General features: G+C 61.1%; 19 protein-coding genes and 1 pseudogene. 11 read left to right on the top strand and 9 right to left on the bottom strand.

The features are described 5' to 3' along the window. Positions 1 to 7: 7 nt before the first annotated feature. Genes BM317_RS19245 through BM317_RS19225 form a run of 5 tightly spaced genes read right to left on the bottom strand, consistent with a single transcriptional unit; the run spans position 8 to position 3,905 of the window. Positions 8 to 628, bottom strand: coding sequence for an LbetaH domain-containing protein (locus BM317_RS19245; protein ID WP_060740627.1), 621 nt, complete (start codon positions 626 to 628; stop codon positions 8 to 10). Further along, positions 625 to 1,992, bottom strand: coding sequence for an ANL family adenylate-forming protein (locus BM317_RS19240; protein WP_092172234.1), 1,368 nt, complete (start codon positions 1,990 to 1,992; stop codon positions 625 to 627). The genes BM317_RS19245 and BM317_RS19240 overlap by 4 nt, the downstream gene beginning before the upstream one ends. After that, positions 1,989 to 2,684 carry an SDR family NAD(P)-dependent oxidoreductase gene (locus tag BM317_RS19235; protein ID WP_092172237.1) on the bottom strand — a complete coding sequence of 232 codons (696 nt, stop codon included), beginning with the start codon at positions 2,682 to 2,684 and terminating at the stop codon, positions 1,989 to 1,991. Before BM317_RS19235 ends, BM317_RS19240 begins: the two co-directional genes overlap by 4 nt. 1 nt (position 2,685) lies before the next feature. Continuing rightward, the gene (locus tag BM317_RS19230) at positions 2,686 to 3,570 is read right to left on the bottom strand and encodes a hypothetical protein (RefSeq protein WP_092475713.1); all 885 of its coding nucleotides are present in this window, start codon (positions 3,568 to 3,570) and stop codon (positions 2,686 to 2,688) included. Positions 3,571 to 3,596: 26 nt separating this feature from the next. After that, positions 3,597 to 3,905: a hypothetical protein gene (locus BM317_RS19225; RefSeq protein WP_060740623.1), complete on the bottom strand. Its 309-nt coding sequence runs from the start codon at positions 3,903 to 3,905 to the stop codon at positions 3,597 to 3,599. A gap of 222 nt (positions 3,906 to 4,127) precedes the next feature. Here BM317_RS19225 and BM317_RS19220 point away from each other — a divergent pair, with 222 nt between their 5' ends. The 3 genes from BM317_RS19220 (at position 4,128) to ggt (ending at position 9,794) form a co-directional block, all read left to right on the top strand. Then, a complete protein-coding gene (locus BM317_RS19220; RefSeq protein WP_092475710.1) occupies positions 4,128 to 5,357 on the top strand; it encodes a cation:proton antiporter in 1,230 nt (409 codons plus the stop codon). Beyond that, on the top strand, positions 5,354 to 7,789 hold the full coding sequence (locus tag BM317_RS19215) for a penicillin acylase family protein (protein WP_092172247.1): 2,436 nt from the start codon (positions 5,354 to 5,356) through the stop codon (positions 7,787 to 7,789). Before BM317_RS19220 ends, BM317_RS19215 begins: the two co-directional genes overlap by 4 nt. 151 nt (positions 7,790 to 7,940) lie before the next feature. Then, positions 7,941 to 9,794 carry a gamma-glutamyltransferase gene (ggt, locus tag BM317_RS19210; RefSeq protein ID WP_092475787.1) on the top strand — a complete coding sequence of 618 codons (1,854 nt, stop codon included), beginning with the start codon at positions 7,941 to 7,943 and terminating at the stop codon, positions 9,792 to 9,794. 128 nt (positions 9,795 to 9,922) lie between these two features. Here ggt and BM317_RS31360 read toward each other — a convergent pair whose 3' ends face one another. Further along, positions 9,923 to 11,239, bottom strand: a complete 1,317-nt coding sequence (locus BM317_RS31360; protein WP_092475707.1) for a methyl-accepting chemotaxis protein — start codon at positions 11,237 to 11,239, stop codon at positions 9,923 to 9,925. A gap of 219 nt (positions 11,240 to 11,458) precedes the next feature. Between BM317_RS31360 and BM317_RS19200 the strand changes: the two genes are divergently transcribed. The 3 genes from BM317_RS19200 to BM317_RS19190 all read left to right on the top strand — a co-directional run bounded on the left by BM317_RS19200 (position 11,459) and on the right by BM317_RS19190 (position 14,868). Beyond that, positions 11,459 to 12,877 carry a short-chain fatty acid transporter gene (locus BM317_RS19200; protein ID WP_092172303.1) on the top strand — a complete coding sequence of 473 codons (1,419 nt, stop codon included), beginning with the start codon at positions 11,459 to 11,461 and terminating at the stop codon, positions 12,875 to 12,877. Between the two features lie 113 nt (positions 12,878 to 12,990). Then, positions 12,991 to 14,160 (top strand): hypothetical protein, encoded by a 1,170-nt coding sequence (locus BM317_RS19195; RefSeq protein ID WP_092475704.1) that lies wholly within the window; start codon positions 12,991 to 12,993, stop codon positions 14,158 to 14,160. 180 nt (positions 14,161 to 14,340) lie between these two features. After that, on the top strand, positions 14,341 to 14,868 hold the full coding sequence (locus tag BM317_RS19190) for an SET domain-containing protein (protein ID WP_092172256.1): 528 nt from the start codon (positions 14,341 to 14,343) through the stop codon (positions 14,866 to 14,868). Between the two features lie 10 nt (positions 14,869 to 14,878). Here BM317_RS19190 and can read toward each other — a convergent pair whose 3' ends face one another. Further along, a complete protein-coding gene (gene can, locus BM317_RS19185) occupies positions 14,879 to 15,523 on the bottom strand; it encodes a carbonate dehydratase (RefSeq protein ID WP_003185433.1) in 645 nt (214 codons plus the stop codon). Positions 15,524 to 15,655: 132 nt separating this feature from the next. Here can and BM317_RS19180 point away from each other — a divergent pair, with 132 nt between their 5' ends. Further along, positions 15,656 to 16,060 (top strand): serine kinase/phosphatase, encoded by a 405-nt coding sequence (locus BM317_RS19180; protein ID WP_092475700.1) that lies wholly within the window; start codon positions 15,656 to 15,658, stop codon positions 16,058 to 16,060. A 216-nt stretch (positions 16,061 to 16,276) separates the two neighbouring features. On the opposite strand, the gene rimI is transcribed toward BM317_RS19180, so the two are convergent. Beyond that, positions 16,277 to 16,729 carry a ribosomal protein S18-alanine N-acetyltransferase gene (gene rimI / locus BM317_RS19175; protein ID WP_047229376.1) on the bottom strand — a complete coding sequence of 151 codons (453 nt, stop codon included), beginning with the start codon at positions 16,727 to 16,729 and terminating at the stop codon, positions 16,277 to 16,279. Then, positions 16,722 to 17,501, bottom strand: coding sequence for an energy transducer TonB (locus BM317_RS19170; protein WP_092475697.1), 780 nt, complete (start codon positions 17,499 to 17,501; stop codon positions 16,722 to 16,724). The genes rimI and BM317_RS19170 overlap by 8 nt, the downstream gene beginning before the upstream one ends. Positions 17,502 to 17,682: 181 nt before the next feature. Here BM317_RS19170 and mksB point away from each other — a divergent pair, with 181 nt between their 5' ends. The 4 genes and pseudogenes from mksB to BM317_RS31205 all read left to right on the top strand — a co-directional run. Continuing rightward, entirely contained in the window at positions 17,683 to 18,963 is a 1,281-nt protein-coding gene (mksB, locus tag BM317_RS19165; RefSeq protein ID WP_092475694.1) for an Mks condensin complex protein MksB, read from the top strand. Beyond that, entirely contained in the window at positions 18,953 to 19,654 is a 702-nt protein-coding gene (gene mksE / locus BM317_RS19160; RefSeq protein ID WP_003205590.1) for an Mks condensin complex protein MksE, read from the top strand. Before mksB ends, mksE begins: the two co-directional genes overlap by 11 nt. Next, entirely contained in the window at positions 19,651 to 22,491 is a 2,841-nt protein-coding gene (mksF, locus tag BM317_RS19155) for an Mks condensin complex protein MksF (RefSeq protein WP_092172271.1), read from the top strand. The genes mksE and mksF overlap by 4 nt, the downstream gene beginning before the upstream one ends. 317 nt (positions 22,492 to 22,808) lie before the next feature. Then, positions 22,809 to 22,926 (top strand): annotated as a pseudogene (locus tag BM317_RS31205) (IS110 family transposase); the annotation flags it as partial.

The following is a 22,926-nucleotide window of genomic DNA, read 5'->3' as shown; positions in this document are numbered from 1 at the left end:
TACTCCTTTAGACCAGTTGAAGGATTTTCTGGCGGGCCGTGGATGTGCAGTGCGAATGCGCCGGGATGCACTCGCTGAGGGTGCAACCGGCCTGGATCGTCACATCGTCTTCAATCACCGTCTGGGGCGTGACCACGGTACTGAGCCCGATGAAGCAGCGATTACCGAGGGTCACGCTGTTACCGGCATTGAAATGCGGTGACAGGAAGTTGTTGTCGCCCAACTGCGAATGGTGGCCCACGCTGCAGTGGTAATTGATCATGTTCCAGGAACCGATCCGGGTGTTGACACCCACGTGGCAATCGGCGGCGATGACATTGCCGCGGCTGGTGCGCAGGTCCAACCGATGACGGACGCTGGGGTGGATGAAGTTGGGCGCCAACAAGCGGCCATCGCTGAAGTACGCGTCGATCAGTTGCTGGCGCAAGGCAATATCGGCCACCCCCAGAACGTAGCGATAACGTGGGTCCAGGCCTTGGGCGGGCCACGGCGCGGCAGGGGCGGCATCGCCCCCGGCCTCATCCGGCACGATCAGGTGACGCACCACTGCCAACGGCTCGATGTCTTGCAGGTAAGTCGCCAGTTCCAGCGCGAAGCGCCCGGCGCCGAGGATCACGATATCGCTCATGAGAGCACCGCCCGGGTCTTCTTGAACCGATTGGAAAAAGCGATTTCGTCGACCTTGTTGACTTTGACAGGCAACTTGTAGGCTTCCAGGCAACTGCCCAGATGCTCGAGCACATGCTGTTTGAGGGCTTTCTTGCTCTCCACGCCTGCGGCCATGACATCCATGTGTACAGCCTGGCCAGTGATCGCATTCGGCACGCCGTAGACCACGCAGTCGTCGATCAGCGAGCTGCGCAGCATCACGTCCTCGATTTCGGTGGGAAGCACCTTGAGCCCTCCGACGTTGATCAGCTCCTTTTGCCGTCCCTGGATCCGCAGATAACCCTCTTCGTTCTGCTCCACCAGATCACCGGTACGGAACCAGCCATCTTCGGTGACGTTATCGGTGTCCTGGTTCAGATAGCCGACAAACTGGCTGCGGGTCTTGAGCTGCAACTCGCCATCGACAATGCGGTACTGAGTGTTCGCATCGGCCAGCTTGAAAAAGGTGCTGGCCGAGGACTGGCTGACCGTAGCGCTGATACCCGTTTCACTGGTGCCGAATGTTTGCAGCATCTTGGCCTTGGGAAACGCCTGCTGGACCCGTTTGAGCAGGCTTTGCTGCATGCTTTCAGTGCCATAGGTGATCAACCGTACCGAGGACAGGTCATGCTGTTCGTGATGCCGCCCCATCAGGATCAGGTTAAGGAAGGTAGGGCTGACCGGCAGCACCTTTACCCCATGCCGCGCCACCAGCGCGCAGATCGATTCGGGGGCCCGATCGACCGGCATCACCGCGCACCCGCCCACCGCCAGCGTGTTGAGCAAGGAGTTCAAGCCGCCGATGTGGTCGAACAACAGGAACATCAGGATCGAAAGGGGCTTCTTGCGCTCCTTGCCCAGCTTGGTGTCGATCAGGTCATCCAGGTCATGCAGGATCGCCTTGGGCGCGCCGGTACTGCCGCTGCTCAGCAACACCAGGCCTGAGCGCCCCTTCTCCCGCAGCGCGCTGTAGTACTCAGGGCTTTCGTCGGCGACCGGTTGTGCCAGCGAGTGATGCACCCAGGCATCGGCGACGATCTCGATCCGATACTGGCACCGTGCGGCACCTTGCAGGGTTTGCAGGGAACGCTCACTGAGATCGACCAGCGGCGCCACAATATTGCGGTTCAGGTACAAGGCCAACAGCGCAGCGACGCCAGGCACGCTGTAGTCACTGTTGAGGATGACCGCATCCCCCGGCTTGACGCCGTGGTCGACCAGCCAGGCCAGGCACTGCTGCACCTTGGCATGCAGATCGTTGTAGGTGCACTGCTGCTCGCCATGCAACAGCGCCACGCGCTGCCCCGGTTCGGCCAGCGTTGCCAGCAAGGCATCGCGGCTCATTGCACACCTCCCAGGCTGAGGGTTTCACCCGTCACAAAAGCCGACTGGCTGGAGATAAGAAACTTCAAGGGTCCGATCAGGTCGGTAAACACACAGGGCCTGGCTATCGTCTGGCGCTCAATCATCTTCTGTCTGATCTCTTGAGGAAGTGTGCGGGTCAAAGAGCTTCGGTACAGCGGTAACACCAGGTTATTGATGCGAATGCCAAAAACCGAAAGTTCCTTGCTCAACGTTCGGGTCAGCTGTTCGACAGCGGCTTTGCTGGCGGCATATATCGATTGGCCTGGAATGGCCCAATGGGTCGCCACGGTAGATATATTCACGATGACACCCGGATGCTCGTTCTTCTGCATTAACTTGACGGCTTCGCGGGTAACATTCATCAAGCCAAATACATTGCTCGCAAATAAACCCTGGACCGTCTCGGCGGGCGTCAACTGAAAAGGCGCCATATTGGCTTCACCGGCGTTATTGATCAGCACATCCAGTTGCGCATGATTCAAGCGAATATGCTTGATCATTTTCCTGACCGCACTGGCGTCATTCAAATCCAGACAGAAGTGCGTGTAGCGCTCATGTTCGATTGAACCTTCACCGCGACTGCAACCAATGACGAAGTGGCCCTGTTCCAGAAAATACAGCGCCGCTTCTTTACCGACACCTTTGCGGGTACCCGTCAACAATATAATCATATCAATGCAACTTATATCCGATGAGTAGCGGCAGGCTGTACAGCGGCTTTATCGGTGCACTTGCCAAACTGCCAGAAGCAGGTTTTACCAGTGACGGAACTTCGCGCTTGATCAACCGAACACCGCTAAGGGGATACCCCGCCAGTTCCGCCGCATTACTCACCAGGCACTGAACGCGCATTTGCAGGCATAAGGACAATCGCCAACTGTCGAGACTGCGTGCAAACAACTGCGGGTTGCCGATGAACAGTACCCGACCGATCGGCTCGAACCAGCGCCGGGTCATGCGCTTGACTATCAGGTAGCAGGACTCGCCGGTCACTGAATCGACGATCATCAGGTGCCGACACTCGACCCCCGCGTGATCCCGGAAGACCACGCTTTCCTGCTCGCTCAGCCAGCCCGCGACTCGATGGACATCGGTTTCCAGGCGATAGCGCCGACGTATTTTCAGCGGATTGGGGAAGGGGTACATCAGCACCAGCTCGGTTTCCAGGTCGATAAAGCCGAACTTCTTGCTGATCTCGTACACATCCGGCGTGGGCGTATAGTTGAGCAGCGTGACTTTGCGCATCGACAGTACCGGCAACAACAGCTTCAGGCTTTCCTTGCGGTACTCGACCTGCACGTACCAACTGTGCAATTCGCAGAAGCGCTGCTGCCCGTTGCAGGGCTGGGTGGTAAACAGCAAACCGAGAAAACCCACCACCACGTCGCCGTCGAGCATCACATAGCCGAAGTAGTCCTCTCCCCCGGACCAGATATCGGCAAACATGCGCTTGCGCACATTTACGCCTATCCAGTTGGAGTTCAAGGTGGACTCGCGCAACAGTTTGCACACCGGGTACATGTCACTGCTCAGCGCTTTACGGACCGTCACGTTCACGTCAATGCTCCCTGCGAGGCGTTCATTCAGGCAGAGGCCAGTTGAGGAACCTGCTGCTCGGCGATAATGAAATCAATCAAACAGGCAACGCTGCTGAACGGGCTGACGGTCTGTGACACCGCTTTTTCCGACGTCAACGAGATTTCAATATCCAGTTCATCGTCCAAGCCTTCTTCTACCGCAGCCAGAAAGCTGACCAATTGCATGGAATCGAACACCCCGGTAGTACCATAAAGCGCCAACGTATCGATATTCTGTAAATCGATCTTCTCTTTACGTGTGGCATTAACTTCAATCAGGGCTTGATGAATGATCGTAAATATCGCGTCTTTCATAATCGACCTTCTGAATTATCGGCAAACATGAGTCGGGCACGACTAACAAGCCGCACAACAACGAAGCGAGGAAAATCTAACAGGTTCATCTCATCAAAAAATACTACCAGATCTGGTAGTTTTTTTATCCCCGCGCGCTCCGCTAACATCCTCTGCCTACTGCCAGCACGTTATATAGAGCCCGGTGGCGGCGTACCCTCAATTCTCGGACAAGGTAACCCCATGCTCTTCTTGCAAATCGTTTTTATAATATTAACGGCCAAGGTTGCGGGTGCCTTTCTGAAAAGACTAGGGCAACCAGAAGTGGTTGGCGAGATGATCGCCGGGTTTGTATTGGGCCCTTTAGTACTTGGTTTTTTCTTTCCCGACTTCCACCATGCACTATTTAAGGGCGACGCTGTTACACAATTAAAGGTGCTCAGCGACCTCGGAATTCTGCTGTTCATGTTTGTCGTCGGCGCCGAGTTCCGTATGCCTGAACAGCACTCCCCCTACGCCCATGGCAAAGTGCTGCTGATCGCCGGCTGCAGCATTGCCCTGCCCTTCATTCTGGGCATTGCGATCGCCCCTATTCTCTACAGCACCTTCGCACCTGCCGGCGTCCCCCACTTAGGCTTCAACCTGTTCATTGCAACGCTGTTTTCGGTCACCGCGTTCCCGGTCCTGGCGCGCATTCTGAAGGAGCGACGGTTGCTCGACAGTGAGGTCGGTGCGCTCTCGCTGATGGCTGCCGCCGTGAGTGATGTCTGTGCCTGGGTGTTGCTGGCGATCACCGCGATGAGTTTGCAATTGGACCGTCAATGGCAGGAGTTGGCTCTGCGGTTGTGTGGCCTGGCAGCCTTGTGCGGCGCTTCATTCTGGTGCGTACGTCCCTTGTTGAGGCGCTGGATAGCCCACCTCGAGGGCAGGCGTACCTTGACCCTGCTCGCGGTACTTGTGTGTGGTGCGCTGGTGTACGGCAGCATCACCGAATGGCTGCAAGTTCATGCAGTGTTCGGGGCTTTTCTGTTCGGCGCGTGCCTGCCGCGAGACCAACGGCTGCTGAACATGCTGGTCGAGCGAGTGGAGCACATTGCGGTCATTGTGCTGATGCCCGGTTTCTTCGCCCTCGCCGGGCTCAACACCACCGCTGCGACGTTTTCGGCCGTCGGTGTAAGCCTGCTAGGCCTGGTGCTGCTGGTGGCAATCGCCGGCAAACTGTTGGGCGGGGCATTGGGCGCCCGCTTCGCCGGTTATTCGACACCGGTGGCCATTGACATCGGCGTATTGATGAACGCCAGGGGCCTTATGGAACTGGTGGTACTGAAAATCGGCCTCGACCTGGGGATTATCGGCAAAGAGCTCTTTACCCTTTTTGTCATCATGACCGTCGTCACCACGGTCATGACCGGCCCCTTGCTCAACCTGCTGCAACGGTTGCGTCACGCTCGCCAAAGGCTGGGCGTGCAATGACCGCCCTCAATGTCTCCCTGCCCCCCACGCCCCTTGCAAAACCACGCGTGCTCAAGCGCATCGGCGTCTTCGTTGCGGCGGCGCTGCTGATCGGCGTTACCGTGATCGCCATCTACCTCTATGGCAAGCAACCGCAGCGACAGGGGCTGGCCAGCCTGCCTGGACTACAGTCGCCAGTCGAGGTGCGGTTCGATGAGCGTGGCGTACCGCATATCACTGCCGGCAACGAGCCCGACGCATACCGAGCCTTGGGTTACGTGCATGCCCAGGACCGCCTGTTCCAGATGGAAATGCTCCGGCGCCTGGCCCGCGGTGAACTGGCCGCCGTACTGGGCAGCAAGCTGCTGCCCACCGACAGACTGTTCCGCACCCTGCGTATCCGTGAACAAGCAGACTGGCAGGTGGCGCATGCCGATCACCAGAGCGCGACCTGGCAGGCGTTGCAGGCGTACCTGGACGGTATCAACGCCTATCAGATGGAAAATCCACGCCCTGTAGAGTTCGACTTGCTCGGTATCGAGAAGAGGCCGTTCACCGCCCAGGACGTCTACAGCGTGGTCGGCTACATGGCCTACAGCTTCGCCGCTGCGTTTCGTACCGAACCCATGCTGACCTACGTCAAGGACTCGCTGGGGGCACCCTACCTGGCCATTTTCGATCGCAGTTGGGACCCAAAGGGCGCCCTTGGCAGCCAGGCACTGAACGCCACCGACTGGCAATCGATGGCGGCGCTGGCGCAGCTCAGCGAACAGGCCGTGAACCATTCCGGGCTACCGCAGATGGAGGGCAGCAACGCCTGGGTTGTCTCGGGCCGGCGCACGCAAAGCGGCAAGCCGCTGTTGGCGGGTGACCCGCATATCCGTTTTTCCGTACCATCGGTGTGGTATGAAGCCCACCTCAACGCCCCCGGTTTCGAACTCTACGGCGATTACGAAAGCCTCGTGCCGTTCGCCTTGCTGGGGCACAGCAACGACTTCGCCTGGACCCTCACGATGTTCCAGAACGATGACATTGACTTGATTGGCGAAACCACCAATCCCGACAACCCCGATGAAGTCTGGTACCAGGGCCGTTGGGTCGCCATGCAGGAAGAACAGCAGACTATCGAGGTGCGTGATGCCGAACCGGTCATGCTGCGCCTGCGCCGCTCCCCCCACGGCCCGATCATCAATGATGCGCTGGGCGACAATGCCCCTGGCCGGCCCATCGCCCTCTGGTGGTCGTACCTGGACGGCGATAACCCGGTGGTGGATGCCTTTTATCAGCTCAACCGCGCCAACACGCTGGACAAGGCTCGCTCGGCGGCGTCATTGATCAAGGCCCCGGGACTCAACGTGGTGTACGCCAATGCCCAAGGCGACATCGCCTGGTGGGCGGCTGCGCGATTGCCCAGGCGCCCGTCCCAAGTCACCGCGGATTTCATTCTCGACGGCAGCACCCCCGACGCCGACAAGGACGGCTACTACCCGTTCAGCGCCAACCCGCATGAAGAAAATCCAGCCAGGGGCTACATCGTCTCCGCCAACGCCCAGCCCGTCTCGCCAGATGGCATGGCGATACCCGGTTATTACAACCTGCCCGACCGAGGCCGACGCCTGACCCGACAACTGGACCTGGACGATCAGTGGAACATCGAAAAAAGCACCCGGCTGCAACTCGACACCCAGACCGGCTATGCCCAACGTGTGTTGCAACCGGTGCTGCCGATCCTGCGCGCGGCGATTGCCGACCCGCGCCAACGCCAGTGGCTGGAGGGGCTTGCGCAGTGGCAGGGCGACTACCCGCTGGACTCGATCGACGCCACGTTGTTCACGCAGTTCCTTTACGACCTGAGCTATGGCGCCCTGCACGATGAGCTGGGCGACACGATGTTCCAGAATCTGTTGAGCACCCGCGTAATAGACGCTGCGCTGCCGCGCCTGGTCGCCGACGAGTACTCGCCCTGGTGGAAGGACAGGACACAACCGGACGTGCAGACGCGGGCCGACGTGATCGTTCGTGCCTGGAACACCAGCATCGCCCATCTGCGGGCCACCCTGGGTGACGACTCCACGCACTGGCAATGGGGCAAGGTGCATCAACTGACGCAGGGGCATCCGCTTGGCAGCCAGAAATGGCTGGCACCGCTGCTCAACGCAGGCCCTTATCCGGCCCCTGGGAGCCACGAAGTGCCGAACAACTTCTCCGCACCGCTGAGTCCGGCGCCCTGGTCGGTCACCTACGGTCCCTCGACGCGACGGGTCATCGACCTGGCCACGCCGGACAAAGCCCTCGGCATACTCCCGGTGGGCCAGAGCGGCGTTCCGTTCAACAGCCACTATGAGGATCAGGTCCTGCCCTTCATGCGCGGCGAGTACCAGGCCTTGCACCTTTCATCGACGGACGTGGCCCGGCATACCCAAGGCACCCTGACACTGACGCCCGCCCCTTAGGTTCATCGGCCCGGCATGCCACGCCACACTGCGGCGTGGCAAATGCGCTGTCGAGCCCCCAAGACTGGGAATGGCGCGTGAACAATTCGGCTTCTGGTTTGCGCCCTACACCTCCCATCGCTACAGTCGGTCTCTATATTCCACACCACGGATGGAGCGACACGTGCCTACAGACCTCAAACCGAATTTTCGTCGCCTGTCAGCCGTTTCGCTGCTGGCTGTCGCTCTAACACTCGCGGCCTGTAAGGCGCCACCCTCCTCCACAGCGACACCGGCATTGCCCGCCCCACCGGAGGTCATCTCCGGCTTCCGTACCGATCTGCAGACCCGCTACGCCGAGAAGCACATGGCCGCTGCGGCCAATCCTTTAGCGGCCGAGGCCGGGCGCGAGATGTTGCGGCGCGGCGGCTCGGCCATCGACGCGGCCATCGCGATGCAGGCCGTGCTGACCCTGGTGGAGCCGCAATCCTCGGGCATCGGTGGCGGTGCGTTCATTGTGCTGTGGGATGGCAAGGCCGTACGCACCTATGACGGCCGCGAAACGGCACCGGCTGGCGCCAACGAAAGACTTTTCCTGCAAGCCGACGGCAAACCCATGCCGTTTACCGCCGCCCAGATCGGCGGTCGCTCCGTGGGGACACCGGGGGTGTTGCGTGGGCTGGAATTGGCCCATCGCCAACATGGCCGCCTCAAATGGGCGACGCTGTTCGAGCCAGCCATCACGCTGGCGGAACAAGGCTTTGCGATTTCACCCCGCCTGCACACGTTGATCGCTACCGACCCGTCCTTGCCGGGCTCACCAGACATGGCCGCCTACTTTCTCAACGCTGATGGCAGCCCGAAGGCGGTTGGCACGGTGCTGAAGAATCCAGCCTTGGCCGGTGTGCTCAAGCGCATCGCCAACGAAGGCCCCGATGCGCTGTACAAAGGCCCGATCGCCGAGGAGATCGTCGCCAAGGTACAAAACCACGCCAACCCCGGCAGCCTTTCGCTCAATGACCTCCAAGGCTACACCGCACGGGAGCGGCCGGCGTTGTGCACCGACTACAAGCGCTGGCAAGTCTGCGGCATGCCACCACCGTCTTCGGGCGGGGTTGCCGTGGCGCAAATCCTCGGCACGTTGCAGGCCCTGGAACAGCGCGACAGCCACGCGGCCCTCGCGCCCTTGAAACCCGTCAAGACCGACAAGCCCGCCGGCATCGAACCCACCCCCGAAGCGGTGCACCTGATCGCCGAAGCCGAGCGCCTGGCCTATGCTGACCGTGCCCAATACATTGCCGACCCCAATTTTGTCGCCGTGCCGCTCAAAGGCTTGGTCGATGCCGGGTACCTGGCCAGCCGCGCCAGCCTGATCGGCCCTCGTAGCATGGGCGTCGCCAAGCCCGGCACACCACCGGGCATCCAGGTGGCCTACGCCCCGGACCGTTCCCCCCTGCGTATTTCCACCTCGCAAGTGGTGGCCGTGGATGACCAGGGTGGCGCCGTGTCCATGACCACGACAGTGGAGTCGGCGTTCGGCTCACACTTGATGGTCCAGGGCTTCATGCTCAACAACCAGATGACCGATTTCTCGTTCATCCCCGAAGAAAATGGGCAAAAAGTCGCCAACCGCGTCGAACCGGGCAAGCGCCCACGCTCGTCCATGGCACCGACGCTGATCTTCGACCGTCGGGGAGAACTGGTGGCCGCTGTCGGCTCCCCCGGCGGCTCCCAGATCATCGAATACGTCGCCAAGTCAATGATTGGCCTGTTGGATTGGGACCTCGACCCGCAAACCGCCATCAACCTTCCCAACTTCGGCAGCCGCAACGGCCCTACCGAACTGGAGCAGGGCCAATTCAGCCCGGCACTGATCCAGGCACTGAAAGACAAAGGCCATGAGGTGAGCGAGATCGACATGAACAGCGGCACCCAGGCGATTGTCCGGGTACGTGACGCCCAAGGGAAAACCTCGTTGGCCGGCGGTGCGGACCCGCGGCGGGAAGGCGCCGCGCTGGGAGATTAAGCACTCGCCGATCAGCATTTGTGGGAGCGGGGCCACAAGGGGGTTGTGGCGTACGCGAGGTTTTTGAACAGTTTGGTAAAACTGTGGGAGCGAGCTTGCTCACGATGGCGGCTCGCTCAGCAGTTTTTTCAAGTCGATAGCTGATTGGCAAACTGGCTCACGGCATCGACCACCTTCTTCGCCCCATCCTGGATCTCGACGATCACCGTCCCCGCCTCGGCAGCCAGGGCCAGGCCATGTTCGGCCTGGTGCTGGCCGTCGGTCATCAGCGCCACCGCGTTGCGGGCCATGTCCTGGTTCTGGCGGACCACGCCGACGATTTCCTCGGTCGCCTGGCTGGTACGCGATGCCAGTTGGCGCACCTCATCGGCCACCACCGCAAAGCCCCGCCCTTGCTCGCCGGCCCGGGCCGCTTCGATGGCGGCGTTGAGCGCCAGCAGGTTGGTCTGTTCGGCGATGCCGCTGATGGTCTTAACGATGGTACCGATCACCTGGGATTGCTCGTTCAACGCCTCGATGCCTTCGCCAGCGGTTTGCATGTGCCGGGCCAGGTCGCGCATCACGTCCACGGCCTGGGTCACCACAGTCGTGCCGCGCTGGGCGCTGTTGTCGGTCTGCAACGAGGTGCTGTAAGCAATGTTGGCCGCTTCGGCGACGGCTTTTTCCTGGTTGACCTGGTCCGTGATGTTAGTGGCGAACTTGACCACTTTGTACAGTCGCTCGTTGGCATCGAGCACCGGGTTGTAGGAGGCTTCCAGCCAGACCTCGCGGCCGTTGCTGTCGATGCGCTTGAAACGCCCCGCCACGAACTCGCCACTGTTCAACCGCTTCCAGAATTGTTGGTAGTCCGCGCTGTTGTACTCCTCGGGCTCACAAAACATGCGGTGATGCTTGCCCTTGATCTGCGCGAGGTTATAGCCCATGGCATTGAGGAAGCGATCGTTGGCCGTCAGTACGTGACCGCCCAGATCGAACTCGATCACCGCCGTTGAACGCACCAACGCACCAATGAGGTTTTCATGTTCACGGGAACCCTCGATGGTGCGGGTCAGGTCATTGGCATACATCGAAAAAAAGCGGATCCGCCCGTCGGCATTCCGTACGGGCTGGAGGATCGAACGCAGCCAGGCCTCCTGGCCGTTGCCCCGTAGCAAGCGCACGGCACCGGAGAAGTGTTCGCCACGGGTCAGCGCCGACTTGAAGCGAGCCTGGAATTCATTGGATTTCAAATACGCGGGAACCAACTCATCCACAGGCCGACCGATCAGGTCCTGGCTCTTGTAGTGCATCTCGTCGAGGAAATTCTGATTGACCGATTGAATCCTTCCATCGGCATCCAGGGTGAGACCAAGCATTTCACGGTCCAGGCTTTCCTTGACTTGCACAAGGCTGGACAGTTCTTGGCGAAGAGCCAGTAGCTCCTGCTTCAGGCGGTTGTTGAACATGGGCAGCTCCAGGAACAGCAGAAGAATTATTAGGCTGTTCCCTTGCCATCGGCCCGGCATTTTTTTTCTAAAGAGCGCCGTGAGCCCTATTGAAAATATTCCCGGGTGACCTCGAACCCGATAAACCTCCCATGGTCACTGGATTGTTCTACTGTTGCGCCTGACCTTTGAAGCCTTGCCGCCATGAATACCCATAACCATAAAAACGAGGTAATTGCCGTGACCACTGACATCGAAGACAGCCGTTCCGCCCGCTTCGCCTTGCGCTGTTCCAGTTTCGCCGAGCGCTGGTTCCCCGACTCCTGGGTCTTCGCCGCGCTGGCGGTGCTGGTGGTCGCCGTGGCGACGCAATTCATCGGCGCCACGCCCACGGCGGCGGCCATGGCATTTGGCGACGGCTTCTGGAGCCTGATCCCGTTCACCATGCAGATGGCCTTCGTGGTGATTGGCGGTTACGTGGTCGCCAGCTCGCCGCCCGCCGTCAAGTTGATCGATCGCCTGGCGCGTATTCCGACCAACGGTCGCTCCGCGGTGGCGTGGGTGGCACTGATTTCCATGGTCGCGTCGTTGCTCAACTGGGGCCTGTCGTTAGTGTTTGGCGGCTTGCTGGTGCGCGCCCTCGCCCGTCGCACCGACCTGAAGATGGATTACCGCGCCGCCGGTGCCGCCGCCTACCTGGGCCTGGGCGCGGTGTGGGCGCTGGGTTTGTCTTCGTCGGCGGCGCAACTGCAGGCCAACCCGGCCAGCCTGCCGCCTTCGATCCTGTCGATTACCGGCGTCATTCCGTTCACTCAGACGATTTTCCTCTGGCAGTCTGGCGTGATGCTGCTGGCGCTGATCGTGATCTCGTTGATTGTCGCCTACGCCACCGCGCCCGGCCCCAACAGCGCCCGTGACGCCGCCGCCTGCGGGGTCGACCCGAGTTTCAGCATGCCGGCGTTGCAGCCCCGTACCCGCCCGGGAGAATGGCTGGAGCACAGTCCGCTGCTGACCATCGCCCTGGTACTGCTGGCCGCCGGCTGGCTGTTCCATGAGTTTTCGACCAAGCCTGCGATCAGTGCCATCTCCGGGCTCAACACTTATAACTTCCTGTTCATCATGCTGGGCGCCTTGCTGCACTGGCGGCCGCGTAGCTTTCTTGACGCCGTGGCCCGCGCGGTGCCGACCACCACGGGCGTGTTGATCCAGTTCCCGTTGTACGGCTCGATCGCCGCGCTGCTGACCACGGTCAAGGGCAGCGATGCCCAGACCCTGGCCCACCATATCTCGACCTTTTTCGTCCAGATCGCCTCCCATGACACCTACGCCTTGCTGATGGGCGTCTATTCGGCGGTCCTGGGCTTTTTCATTCCTTCCGGCGGCGGCAAGTGGATCATCGAAGCGCCCTACGTCATGCAGGTGGCCAACGACCTGAACTATCACCTGGGCTGGGCCGTGCAGATCTACAACGCCGCCGAAGCGCTGCCCAACCTCATCAATCCGTTCTACATGCTGCCGTTGTTGGGGGTGTTGGGACTGAAGGCGAGGGACTTGATCGGTTTTTCCTTCGTGCAGTTGCTGGTGCATACGCCCTTGGTCCTGGCGTTGCTATGGGCGCTGGGAACGACATTGAGTTATTTGCCGCCAGTGATGCCATAAAGCCATAAAAAAGGGCCGATATTTCCATCGGCCCACTTCTTCTTCGGCTCGGTCTGTTTCAGTATGGATACGCCCTGCTTTCAAGGGTCCCTCACGCTGAAAAGGATCTGAGCATGTTCAAACTCGCAGTGCTTCCTCTTGCCGCCCTTACCCTGAGCGCCACCGTCCACGCCGCCGACGTTACCAAGATCGACGTACAGCTGGGCAGCACCGAGCGCGTCACCCGCCTCTTCGCCTACCCCAACAACTGCAACGTCATTTGCTTTCGCGACTGGACCCTGGAGCAGACCGTCGAGCATTACCTGACCCAAAGTGTGCAGCGCGACGGCTACGACACCGCCAAGGTCCAGGTCAACATCGACAACGATAAGGTCTATGCCAGCATCGACGGCGTGCCCAAGAGCTACGGCCAACCGCTGAAGGCGCTGCTCGACGCCGGAGACCTGGCGTACAACGGTGCCTCGAAACTCAACAGCGACAAGAAATGGTCCTACAACTGGTACCTGTTCCTGCCGCTGGGCATGGCCCTGGAAAACCGCAAGAGTGTCGAGTTGCTGCACTTCCCGCCGGACTACTCCCTGACCCAGGCCCAGGATTACCTGGAGTCGGCGACCACTGATCGCTGGGCCACGCTGCTGACCGTCAACGGCATTGTCGTTGAACAGACGCCGGCCTACCAGACCATCATCGACATCGCGCCCATCGCAGCGCCGTCCAATGCTGGCAGCACATTGGAGGGGCTCTACAGCTACTTCAACGATTACCAGACCACCATGGTCACACAGGTCACCCAAACCGCCAGCGGCGCCGCATTGCCGATGGTGGCCTTCGGAGCGCCCGTTCGGAACTGGATCAAGACCCAGTACGGCCAGACCGTTGGCGTGCTCGGCCTGGCGACCATCACGCCGACCGCGGGGGTCAAGGTCCCGGTCCTGGGCTCCAACCACCCGAGCTATATCTGGTATGCCGCGGACAAGGAAAACTACGACGGTGACGAAGCCAAGGCCGATGCCGCCGGCTTGAAAGTCATGGGCCAGGACCTGAGCGCCGCCTGCTGGCAAGCCGGCATGGGCAGCAAGCCGGGCACCGACCCGAGCACCCTGCTGAACCAATGCACGCAGACCTGGCAGGTCACGCAAAAGGAAAAGACCTGCGAGTTGTTCTACACCTCGGTGCGCAAGCTGAGCGAGGCAGATGCAGCGAAAAAATGCGAAACGCCAGCGATCAAGTCGCAACTTCCGCAACTTAAAGTGCCCATGCCGCTGCCTGCCGAGGCGGTGTAAAGCTTGAGGCGCCTTCCCGCGTAAGCTTGTGCTGACACGGGAAAGCGCCTTTGGCTCCTGTCAGACTCGACAGTAGATACGGCCCTCGACTTGGGCGAAGCTGTCAAAAGCTTTTTCAACGACCGCCGGCAGGATCGCCAGCGCCAGCAAGTCGAGTGTCTATCACCGACAAGGACTGTCATGAGCCTGTTCATCCGCGATGACACCTGTTCCCAACGCCGGGACTGCATCTACCCGGAAAAACAACTCAGCACCCGCCTGGGCTACCCCTCTGTGCACGATTTTGAAGTGCGCCAGACGAGCGACGGGCGCGGCCACGGCATCATCGCTCGCAAGTTCTTCGCGCCCATGACGAGGATGTGCAGGGTGTCGGGGTTGCTGGTGAGCCGACGGCGCCTGCACACGTTGCAGATCCTGCCAGGCGTGCACATGTATGACCCACGCTTCGCCGGATTGCTGCTGCACTCCTGCAACCCGAATGTATTCCTCGACATGAGCGAACTGTGGCTGTGGTCATTGGCCCGTATCGATGAAGGCGACTGCCTGACGATGGACTACGCCAGCACCGAACAGAAACTGTACCGCCAGTTCGCCTGCCGGTGCGGTTCGTACAACTGTCATGGCTGGATTACCGGCTATGACGAACCGCCCAATGAGCAGGGAATGACATTTCTACGGCACTGGCGTCGTCAGTGTCACCGCGACTGACGAGCCGGCGTCAGGGCGCGCCGACCGGACGCAGCCGATACTGCGGCGGCAATTGCTCGAACCCGCTGATCGTGGTGTCCAGGCTCTTCCAGCGTCCGTCCTTGATGCCGTAGATGCAGCCATGAATCGACAGTTTCTGCCCACGGTGCCAGGCGTTCTGCACGATGCTGGTATGGCCGACGTTGGCCACCTGCTGGATCACGTTGAGTTCGCACAGGCGGTCGACCCGCTCTTCTTCGGTCGGCAACTGGCCCAACGCCTCGCGATGTTCGTAGTACAGGTCGCGAATCGAACGCAGCCAGCCGTCGATCAAGCCCAGTTGACGGTCCTGCATCGAGGCACGCACGCCGCCACAGCCATAATGGCCGGTGACCAGGATGTGTTTGACCTTGAGCACGTCCACTGCGTACTGGATCACCGACAGGCAATTGAGGTCGGTGTGCAGCACCACGTTGGCCACGTTGCGGTGCACGAACAGATCGCCCGGCAGCATGCCGACGATCTCGTTGGCCGGCACCCGCGCATCGGAACAGCCGATCCACAGATACTCCGGGGTTTGCTGACGAGCCAGCTTGGCGAAAAAGTCAGGATCCTCCTGCTTGATCGCATCGGCCCAGCGCGCGTTGTTATCAATCAGATCTTGTAATTCGTTCATGCTGTCTAGCCTCGATAGAGAGTGCGCAACTGTGACAGACGACCGCCGGTCGAGGTCACGTCGGCGATGCATTGGAATTCCTGGCTGCGCTGTCGGTCGACACCAGTAAGGCCCACAGTATGAGGAATTGCCATGAATGATTCACGACGCCCTTTCGATGCGACGCAACCGGAACCCATCGACGACAATGAGGATCGCATGGGCTCGATGCATGAGTTGGAGTTCGACGACGAGCAGCCCAGCGCGAAAATCGGCGACGAATTGCCGCAGGACGAACGCGAACAGCTGATGCCTCGTGAACGCGTGCGTGAAGCGGGCATGACAGGCGCCTCGACGGATGATCACGAACCGACCGATGACGACATGAGCCCGGAAACCCTCATTCACGAAGACGGCGCCCGGGACGCCCACGAAGCCGGAGCCGACGAGCGGGCGGACTGGGACCTGAGCGTGGTGGATGAAAACGATATTGGCGGAGGCGACGGGTTGGACGAGGCGGAAATGGCGGATATCGATCCGCTGGATGGCAAGCCTTGACCCGGCAACCGCTATCGCGAGCAAGCTCGCTCCCACATGGTTTTGTGTTGATCACAAACTTGATGCACACCGCCAAGCTCCTGTGGGAGCGGGCTTGCTCGCGAAAGCGGTGAATCAGTTTGCATCAATCCTGAATGTACCGCCGCCTTCGCGAGCAAGCCCGCTCCCACATTTATGCGCTGGCCTCAAGCTTGCTCGCGATAGCGGTAGTCCAGTTCAATCCACCAAGGTACACGCCATGACCACCGCATCCTCGCGCCCACCCACCGCCGGGTAGTAATCCCGGCGTCGGCCCACTTCGTTGAAGCCATAGCGCTCATACAAGCGGAACGCCGTGCGGTTGCTGTCACGCACCTCCAGGAAACATTCCCGGGCCTCGGCCTTGTAGGCGATCGACATCAGGTGCTCCAACAGGCGCAACCCCAGGCCACGGCCCTGGTTTTCCGGTTTGACGGTAATGTTGAGCAGGTGCGCCTCATCCAGGATGATCTGCACCACGCCATGGCCCACTTGCTGCTGGCCTTCGAACATCAGCCAAATCTGGTATTTGCCCAGCCCGTCGAGAAATATCCCGCGGGTCCAGGGATGGCTGTAGGCGGCGTATTCGATTTTCAGTACAGCGTCGAGGTCCGCCTCGGTCATCGGGCGGAACGATACAGCGTCACTCATTCGATTCTTTCCAGCGCGCCATCAGCCGGCGCATGGCTTGCCAGACATCAGCCTTGCGCTGTGGCGTTTCCATTAACAGTTCCAACCCGGGCAACGCCCAGGCCGAGCCCAGGCCTTCGACCTGCAGTTCGCGATTGAATGCTTCGGCATCCGCCTCGCCGGCAAACTTCACCGCCGGCAGGCCGATCAGCCACAGGCACACGCAGGGCTCGTCTTCGAGCCGCGCCGAAACGAAGCCCTGGACGAAATCCCGCGCCGCTTCCGGCCCTTGGTCCATGGTGCCCCGTGACAACAACGGCCAACGCACCGGCTCGCCGATGATTTGCGGGCTGTCCGGCAGACCGGCAGCCCGCAGCATGTCCTTGAGCAGCAAATAGGCCGGATCGCGGCTTTGGAACGGCTCGCCCGTGGGCAACTCCACCAACAGCAGGCAACGCCCGGCCCGCAGCAGTTGCAGGGCGAAACGCGGCGGGGCGACATAGGGAGCCTTGGGCGGCGCCTCGACCACCTCCTCCACCGGCTTGGCATTGGTGCGGGTCGACGCCAGGCTCGGGCGCGGCACTTCGATCTTTGGACGCTCGGGGGCTGCCGCTGGCGGCTCGGCGACCGTCTTGGCCACAGGCGCCATCACGGCCGGCGCGATGTACTCGGGCTCGGGCGCTTCCAACAGCTCGGGCCGCGACGGGGCGGCGAACGGCAATTCGGTACGCGGCAGCCAGTTGACCACCTGCATGGCGGTCAGATAGGCGCGGCGACGGGACTCGATAAGCAAGGGTCGGCCACTTGTGGATAACTGAAAGTGGAAGCGATTCTACCGCCCTTCGGCGCGGATCGCTTCCCTGTTGGAGCAATAGTTGATCGATAGAGAACGACAGTCCGTCCAAGGGGTGAATCGCAACCGGCTCGATGCAGTACAATCGCCGCTTTTAATTGCCAACCCGACGGCCATTGCGATGATCGAACCCAAGCGCGTCTTGCGCGCCCTCGCTGAACACTGGGCATTGCTGGAACCTTTGTGCGAGCACTTCGACCAGGGCACCCTGAGCCTCAACGAATTGCGTTCACAGCTGGCCGCCCAACAACTGGACAGCACGCCCCAGGACATCACCAACCTGCTGGACGTGTGGATCCGCCTGGACATCCTCGTACCGGTGGCGAAAAGCCCGAACCGCTTCGAGCTCAACGCCCAGATCCACGACTTCCTCGCCTACCTGCGCCGCGAACACCGCCTGGGCCTGTGCCTGGAAATCGAAGCCTACCTGCGCCACCTCGAGCGCCTGGCAGGTTACATCCAGGACGCCTTCGACATTCGCGACGGCAACGACCTGGCCCGCCAGTTGCGCCTGCTGGACATGCGTGTGCGCGACGTCCTCAAGAAACTCGCCAACGACGAACAGGCACTGGTGGCCGTGGCCGAACGGGCCAAGACCAGCGACCGACAGATCCCGCTGCGTCAACGCTACGCCGAAGTGTTGGCGACCTGGGACGAATACGTCGAGCCGATGATCCAATTGGTGAACGCCGACGGCGCCTTCGAGCAAGGCGTGCGCAAGGTCGAGAACGTGCTGTTGCGCATGCTCACCGAACAGCAGCGCCTCGGGCACCTGGTGGACGACGACATGCTGCTGCGCACCCACGCGCGCATCCTCGAGATGCAGACCAGCGCCCAACTGACCTTGCGCCATGCCCGCGAGCTGCTGCTGCCATTGCGCGAAGAAGCCCGCCGCCACAACGCCGTGACCCGTGGCGCCGCCCTGGCCCTGGCCGCCATTCGCCGCAAAGGCATCGACGCAGTGCCACAAGCCGCCATGCCGCTGTTCACTCGGCCGCAAAGCACCTTCCTGGGCAGTGCCAGCCAGGTCGAAGCCTATGTCTATGCCCTGGCCCGTTTCGAACCGAGACCGGCGCGCTTCCCCAAGTCCCACAAGACCCACAAGGGTGGCGAAGCACCGCGCGCGCCACGCACTGTGCGCGAGATGGTCGAGCGTTGCGAAGACGCCCTGCCGATGCCGGACCTGATGACCTGGCTGCTGGAACAGGAACCGGACGGCGCCACCGACGAATTGCTGTACTGGTTCTCGCGCCTGTCGCGGGAAAAACGCTTCAAGCGCGAGCGCCTGGAGCGCCGCGACTACCACACTCACGAGCATCAGGTCAGCCTGCGCTCCTTCGCCCTGCTCTCGGCCGGCGACACCGCCGCCGAGGATTCTGCGAGCATCCCCCATGCATCTTGATCTATCCGAACTGTCCCAGCTGGCGCCGATCTTCCGCGAGCTGTTCAAGGGTTACCACGTCAGCCGCCGCGACCCGGAGCTGTACGCGCAACTGTCGAACTTCCAGGACCAGTACCGCACGCTGTTCAAGGCCCTGGGCTTCGAGCTGGTATGCGACACCCGTGGCTTCTACTACTTCGTCCCGGATCTGGCCGCCGCGGCGGTAAACAAGACCGCCCAGCGCCTGGCCCTGTTCACCTTCATCCTGGTCGAGCACCTGGCCGACCAGGGCCGTGACCCGATCGCCGTGCTCGACGGCGGCAGCCTGGGCCGCGATGAGCTGCCTTCGCTGCTGGAAAAATACCGCGACCTGTTCATACAGGCCGAAGTACAGACCCAGGAAGAGCTGGAAGAAAAAATCATGCGCCGCATGACCCAACTGGGTTTTGCCAGCGAAGAAAACGGCGTGTACCGCTTCCTGCCGCCGATGCACCGCTTCCTCGACGTCTGCCTGTCGGTCCAGCAGGACCGCGACCTGGCCGCCAGCCTGCACAGCGTGCTGCCGTTGCCGGTACCGGTATTGATCGACGAAGACAGCGACGAAAAACTGCTGCAGACCGATGATCCGCTGGACCTCAGCGAATTCGAAGGTGAAAGCGAAGAAGACGCCCTGGCCCGCGCCATTGCCGAAGAACAGGAGACCGACGCATGAGCAAGGAACGCTACGGCATCCGCCGCTTTGCCCTTTTGAACACCGCCGGCTACAGCCTTGGCTTGTTCCCGCTGGAAGAACCGCTGTCGGTGTACGGCGCGAACAACCTGGGTAAATCCGCCTCGATCAACGCCTTGCAGTTCCCGATCCTGGCGCGCATGTCGGACATGAGCTTCGGCAAGTACAGCCTGGAGCAATCCCGGCGTTTCTACTTTGCCTCGGACACCAGCTACATCCTGGTGGAAGTCGCCCTGCCCCACGGCCCGCACGTGATTGGCGTGGTCGGTCGCGGCCCCGGCGGCGGTTTCGGGCACCAGTTCTTTGCCTATGCCGGCAAACTGGACCTGGCCCACTATCAGAAAAATGACACGTGCCTGCGGCAGAAAGAGCTGTTCACCAACCTGGAGCGCGAAGGCCTGAAAGCCTACGAGCTCAAGCCGGATGAACTGCGGCGCCTGCTGGTGGGTGGGCACACCTCAATCCCATTGGACCTGACGCTGATCCCGCTGCGCTCCACCAGCGAGCAAAGCCTCAAGACCTTCCGCGCGCTGTTCATCAACCTGCTGCACATGCGCGAAATCACCGCGGCCAAGCTCAAGCAATTGTTCCTCGATGCGTTCGAACACAGCCTGCGTTCCGGCAGCGTGGACTACATCGCCGCGTGCGAAGAAGCCTTCCGTGACGTACGCCGCATGGAACAGGACTACAACTCCCTCGTGGCCGCCGGCCCGCTGGTGGAAGCCCTGGCCAATGGCGTGAAGCAGCGCGATGTCCTGCGCGGCAAATTGCATCGCCTCTCGCCATTGCTCGATTCGTTGCTCGGCACCTGGTCGGACTACGCCAGTGCGCGCAAGGAAGAGCTGACTATCCAGGCCGAACACTACCGCAACGAGCAAGACTCGCTGCAGAACGACCAGCGCGGTGGCACCCAGGAGCTGATGCGCCTGGAGCGGGAAATCAGCGGCATCCAGCGCTGGCTCGGCGAGCTGTCGGTGCTCAAGCATCGCTTTGCCCTGGTGGACGACGTCAAGGTCCTGGAGCAACAACTGCTCGCCGCCAAGGACGCCCATGACGAACTGGCCGGCGCCCTGGCCCAGTCCCGGCAATTCAGCGCCGAAGACCTGGAAGAGCGCCTGCGGGACCTGGAAAAACGCCTGAAGTCGGTCAAGCAGCAACTCGATCACGCCGACAACAACAGCTATGCCCGCCTACGTGAAGAATTCTCGCAGCAGGATGTCGAACGCCTGATGCGCTTGTTCAACAGCGCCCTGTTCAGCCTGCCTCTGGGCGAACACGGCATCGCGCTGGACGAGAACGGCGAGTGGGTCAAATCCATGGAGCTGATCCTCGACGGCTTCAAGGGTGAGCGCTTCGAAGTGCCGGGACTGTCCATCGACCTGTCCCACATCGAGCCGCCCGCCCTGCAAGCCCTGGCCGACCGTGCCGCGCTGCGGGACCAGAAAGAGCGCCTGGAAAAAGAACTCAAGCAGCTCAAGACCCAACAAGCCGTGGCCGCCGACCGCGCCGCGAGCAAGACCCAGACCGAGGCGCTGTACCAGCAGGTACTGGATGCGCAAAAAGCCTTGGAAGACTTCCGTCGCAGCCAGACCCTGAGCGCCGAGGAAGGCGAGAAGCTCGAGCAGCTGGCGCAGATGGAAGCCGCCCAGGACGAACTCAAGCGCTCCAGCGATGCCTTCACCGAACGCGTCCAGCAATTGTCCGCCAAGTTGCAACTGGTGGGCCGGCAGATCGCCGACATGGAAGCCAAGCAACGCACCCTCGACGATGCCTTGCGCCGTCGCCAATTGCTGCCGGCGGACCTGCCGTTCGGCACGCCGTTCATGGACCCGGTCGACGACTCCATGGACAACCTGCTGCCGCTGCTCAACGACTACCAGGACAGCTGGCAAGGGCTGCTGCGCGTCGATGGCCAGATCGAAGCCTTGTATGCCCAGGTGCGCCTCAAGGGCGTGGCCAAGTTCGACAGCGAAGATGACATGGAGCGGCGCCTGCAACTGCTGATCAACGCCTATGCCCACCGCACCGACGAGGCCCTGACCCTGGGCAAGGCGCGCCGTGCGGCCGTGACCGACATCGCCCGAACCCTGCGCAACATCCGCAGCGACTACGACAGCCTCGAGCATCAACTGGCGCTGTTCAACCGCGAGATCAACAAGCGCCAGGTGTCCAACCTGCAGAGCTTCCGGATCGTCCTGGCACCGAACAAGGAAGCGCTCAAGCACATCGACCAGATCATCCACAGCGCCGGTCAGTACGAGGAAGGCGAGACGCTGTCGGTGTTCGACCTCAGCCAGAGCGCCGAGCAGGACAACAAGAACGAAGAGGCCAAGGAATACCTGGCGCGGCTGGTGGCGGCGAATCACAACCAGCTCGGCCTCAAGGACCTGTTCGAACTGGCGTTCGAGATCACCAAGGTCAACGGCCAGCCCGTGATCCACACCGACATCGACGGCGCGGCGTCCAACGGCACCACCATGACCATCAAGGCGCTGACCAACATGTACTTGTTGCTGCACCTGATGGACCGCGAACAGGCCGGCCGCGTGCGCCTGCCTTACTACCTGGACGAAGCGGCGGACATCGACGAGAAAAACCAGGCGGCACTGCTGGAGACCAGCCTGCAACTGGGCTTCGTGCCGATCCTCGCCAGTGTGAAGCCGCAAGTCTGCGCCAGTGTCGCCATCGACCTGGAAGGCGGCAGCGGCCCGAACGGCATCTACATCGACGAAGCGGACTGGAAATACATCCGTCGTCACGATGCGGTGAAGGCCACGGTGAATGTCCAGGCCGACGAGCCGGAGCTGGATCCGGTGTGAAGTGAATAACCGGGCATGAAAAAGGCCGCGATCCAAATGGACCGCGGCCTTTTTCATTGCGCCGGTTTTGAGTCTTCAGTGCAACGGATGGCCTCATCGCGAGCAAGCTCGCTTGTATGGTAGGACTTGAAGGGAGGAGGAGGGACAAAGCTCGATTCTGACTGTTAGCCGCAGTACAGACCGTGGGAGATTTCACCCCTCCTCCTTTCACCCAAGCGCCGATAAAGAATGCATCTGGCCTAGACCGACGATAGGAACAAGCCTGCGCCTCTGGGTGAACCCTTCAAGTGTTCAAACCTTAGCCCGGAGGATTTTCAATGGCAATGCCGGTTTCTGTCGCAAAGCCGATCGTGGGTGTTGATGTCGCCAAAGATGAGTTGGTGATTTATCACGCAGAAACAGATCGACTGGAAGCGATCCCCAACACCAAGGCAG

It is taken from the genome of Pseudomonas sp. NFACC24-1 (assembly GCF_900115235.1).
Taxonomy (GTDB): domain Bacteria; phylum Pseudomonadota; class Gammaproteobacteria; order Pseudomonadales; family Pseudomonadaceae; genus Aquipseudomonas; species Aquipseudomonas fluorescens_AA.
This window is presented reverse-complemented; position numbering and strand designations above follow the sequence as displayed.

Bases quoted from the DNA above. Each gene is read 5' to 3' on its own strand.
- BM317_RS19245 (WP_060740627.1), bottom strand. From the start codon at position 628: ATGAGCGATATCGTGATCCTCGGCGCCGGGCGCTTCGCGCTGGAACTG.
- BM317_RS19240 (WP_092172234.1), bottom strand. From the start codon at position 1,992: ATGAGCCGCGATGCCTTGCTGGCAACGCTGGCCGAACCGGGGCAGCGC.
- BM317_RS19235 (WP_092172237.1), bottom strand. From the start codon at position 2,684: ATGATTATATTGTTGACGGGTACCCGCAAAGGTGTCGGTAAAGAAGCG.
- BM317_RS19225 (WP_060740623.1), bottom strand. From the start codon at position 3,905: ATGAAAGACGCGATATTTACGATCATTCATCAAGCCCTGATTGAAGTT.
- BM317_RS19220 (WP_092475710.1), top strand. From the start codon at position 4,128: ATGCTCTTCTTGCAAATCGTTTTTATAATATTAACGGCCAAGGTTGCG.
- BM317_RS19215 (WP_092172247.1), top strand. From the start codon at position 5,354: ATGACCGCCCTCAATGTCTCCCTGCCCCCCACGCCCCTTGCAAAACCA.
- ggt (WP_092475787.1), top strand. From the start codon at position 7,941: ATGGAGCGACACGTGCCTACAGACCTCAAACCGAATTTTCGTCGCCTG.
- BM317_RS31360 (WP_092475707.1), bottom strand. From the start codon at position 11,239: ATGTTCAACAACCGCCTGAAGCAGGAGCTACTGGCTCTTCGCCAAGAA.
- BM317_RS19195 (WP_092475704.1), top strand. From the start codon at position 12,991: ATGTTCAAACTCGCAGTGCTTCCTCTTGCCGCCCTTACCCTGAGCGCC.
- BM317_RS19190 (WP_092172256.1), top strand. From the start codon at position 14,341: ATGAGCCTGTTCATCCGCGATGACACCTGTTCCCAACGCCGGGACTGC.
- can (WP_003185433.1), bottom strand. From the start codon at position 15,523: ATGAACGAATTACAAGATCTGATTGATAACAACGCGCGCTGGGCCGAT.
- BM317_RS19180 (WP_092475700.1), top strand. From the start codon at position 15,656: ATGAATGATTCACGACGCCCTTTCGATGCGACGCAACCGGAACCCATC.
- rimI (WP_047229376.1), bottom strand. From the start codon at position 16,729: ATGAGTGACGCTGTATCGTTCCGCCCGATGACCGAGGCGGACCTCGAC.
- mksB (WP_092475694.1), top strand. From the start codon at position 17,683: ATGATCGAACCCAAGCGCGTCTTGCGCGCCCTCGCTGAACACTGGGCA.
- mksE (WP_003205590.1), top strand. From the start codon at position 18,953: ATGCATCTTGATCTATCCGAACTGTCCCAGCTGGCGCCGATCTTCCGC.
- mksF (WP_092172271.1), top strand. From the start codon at position 19,651: ATGAGCAAGGAACGCTACGGCATCCGCCGCTTTGCCCTTTTGAACACC.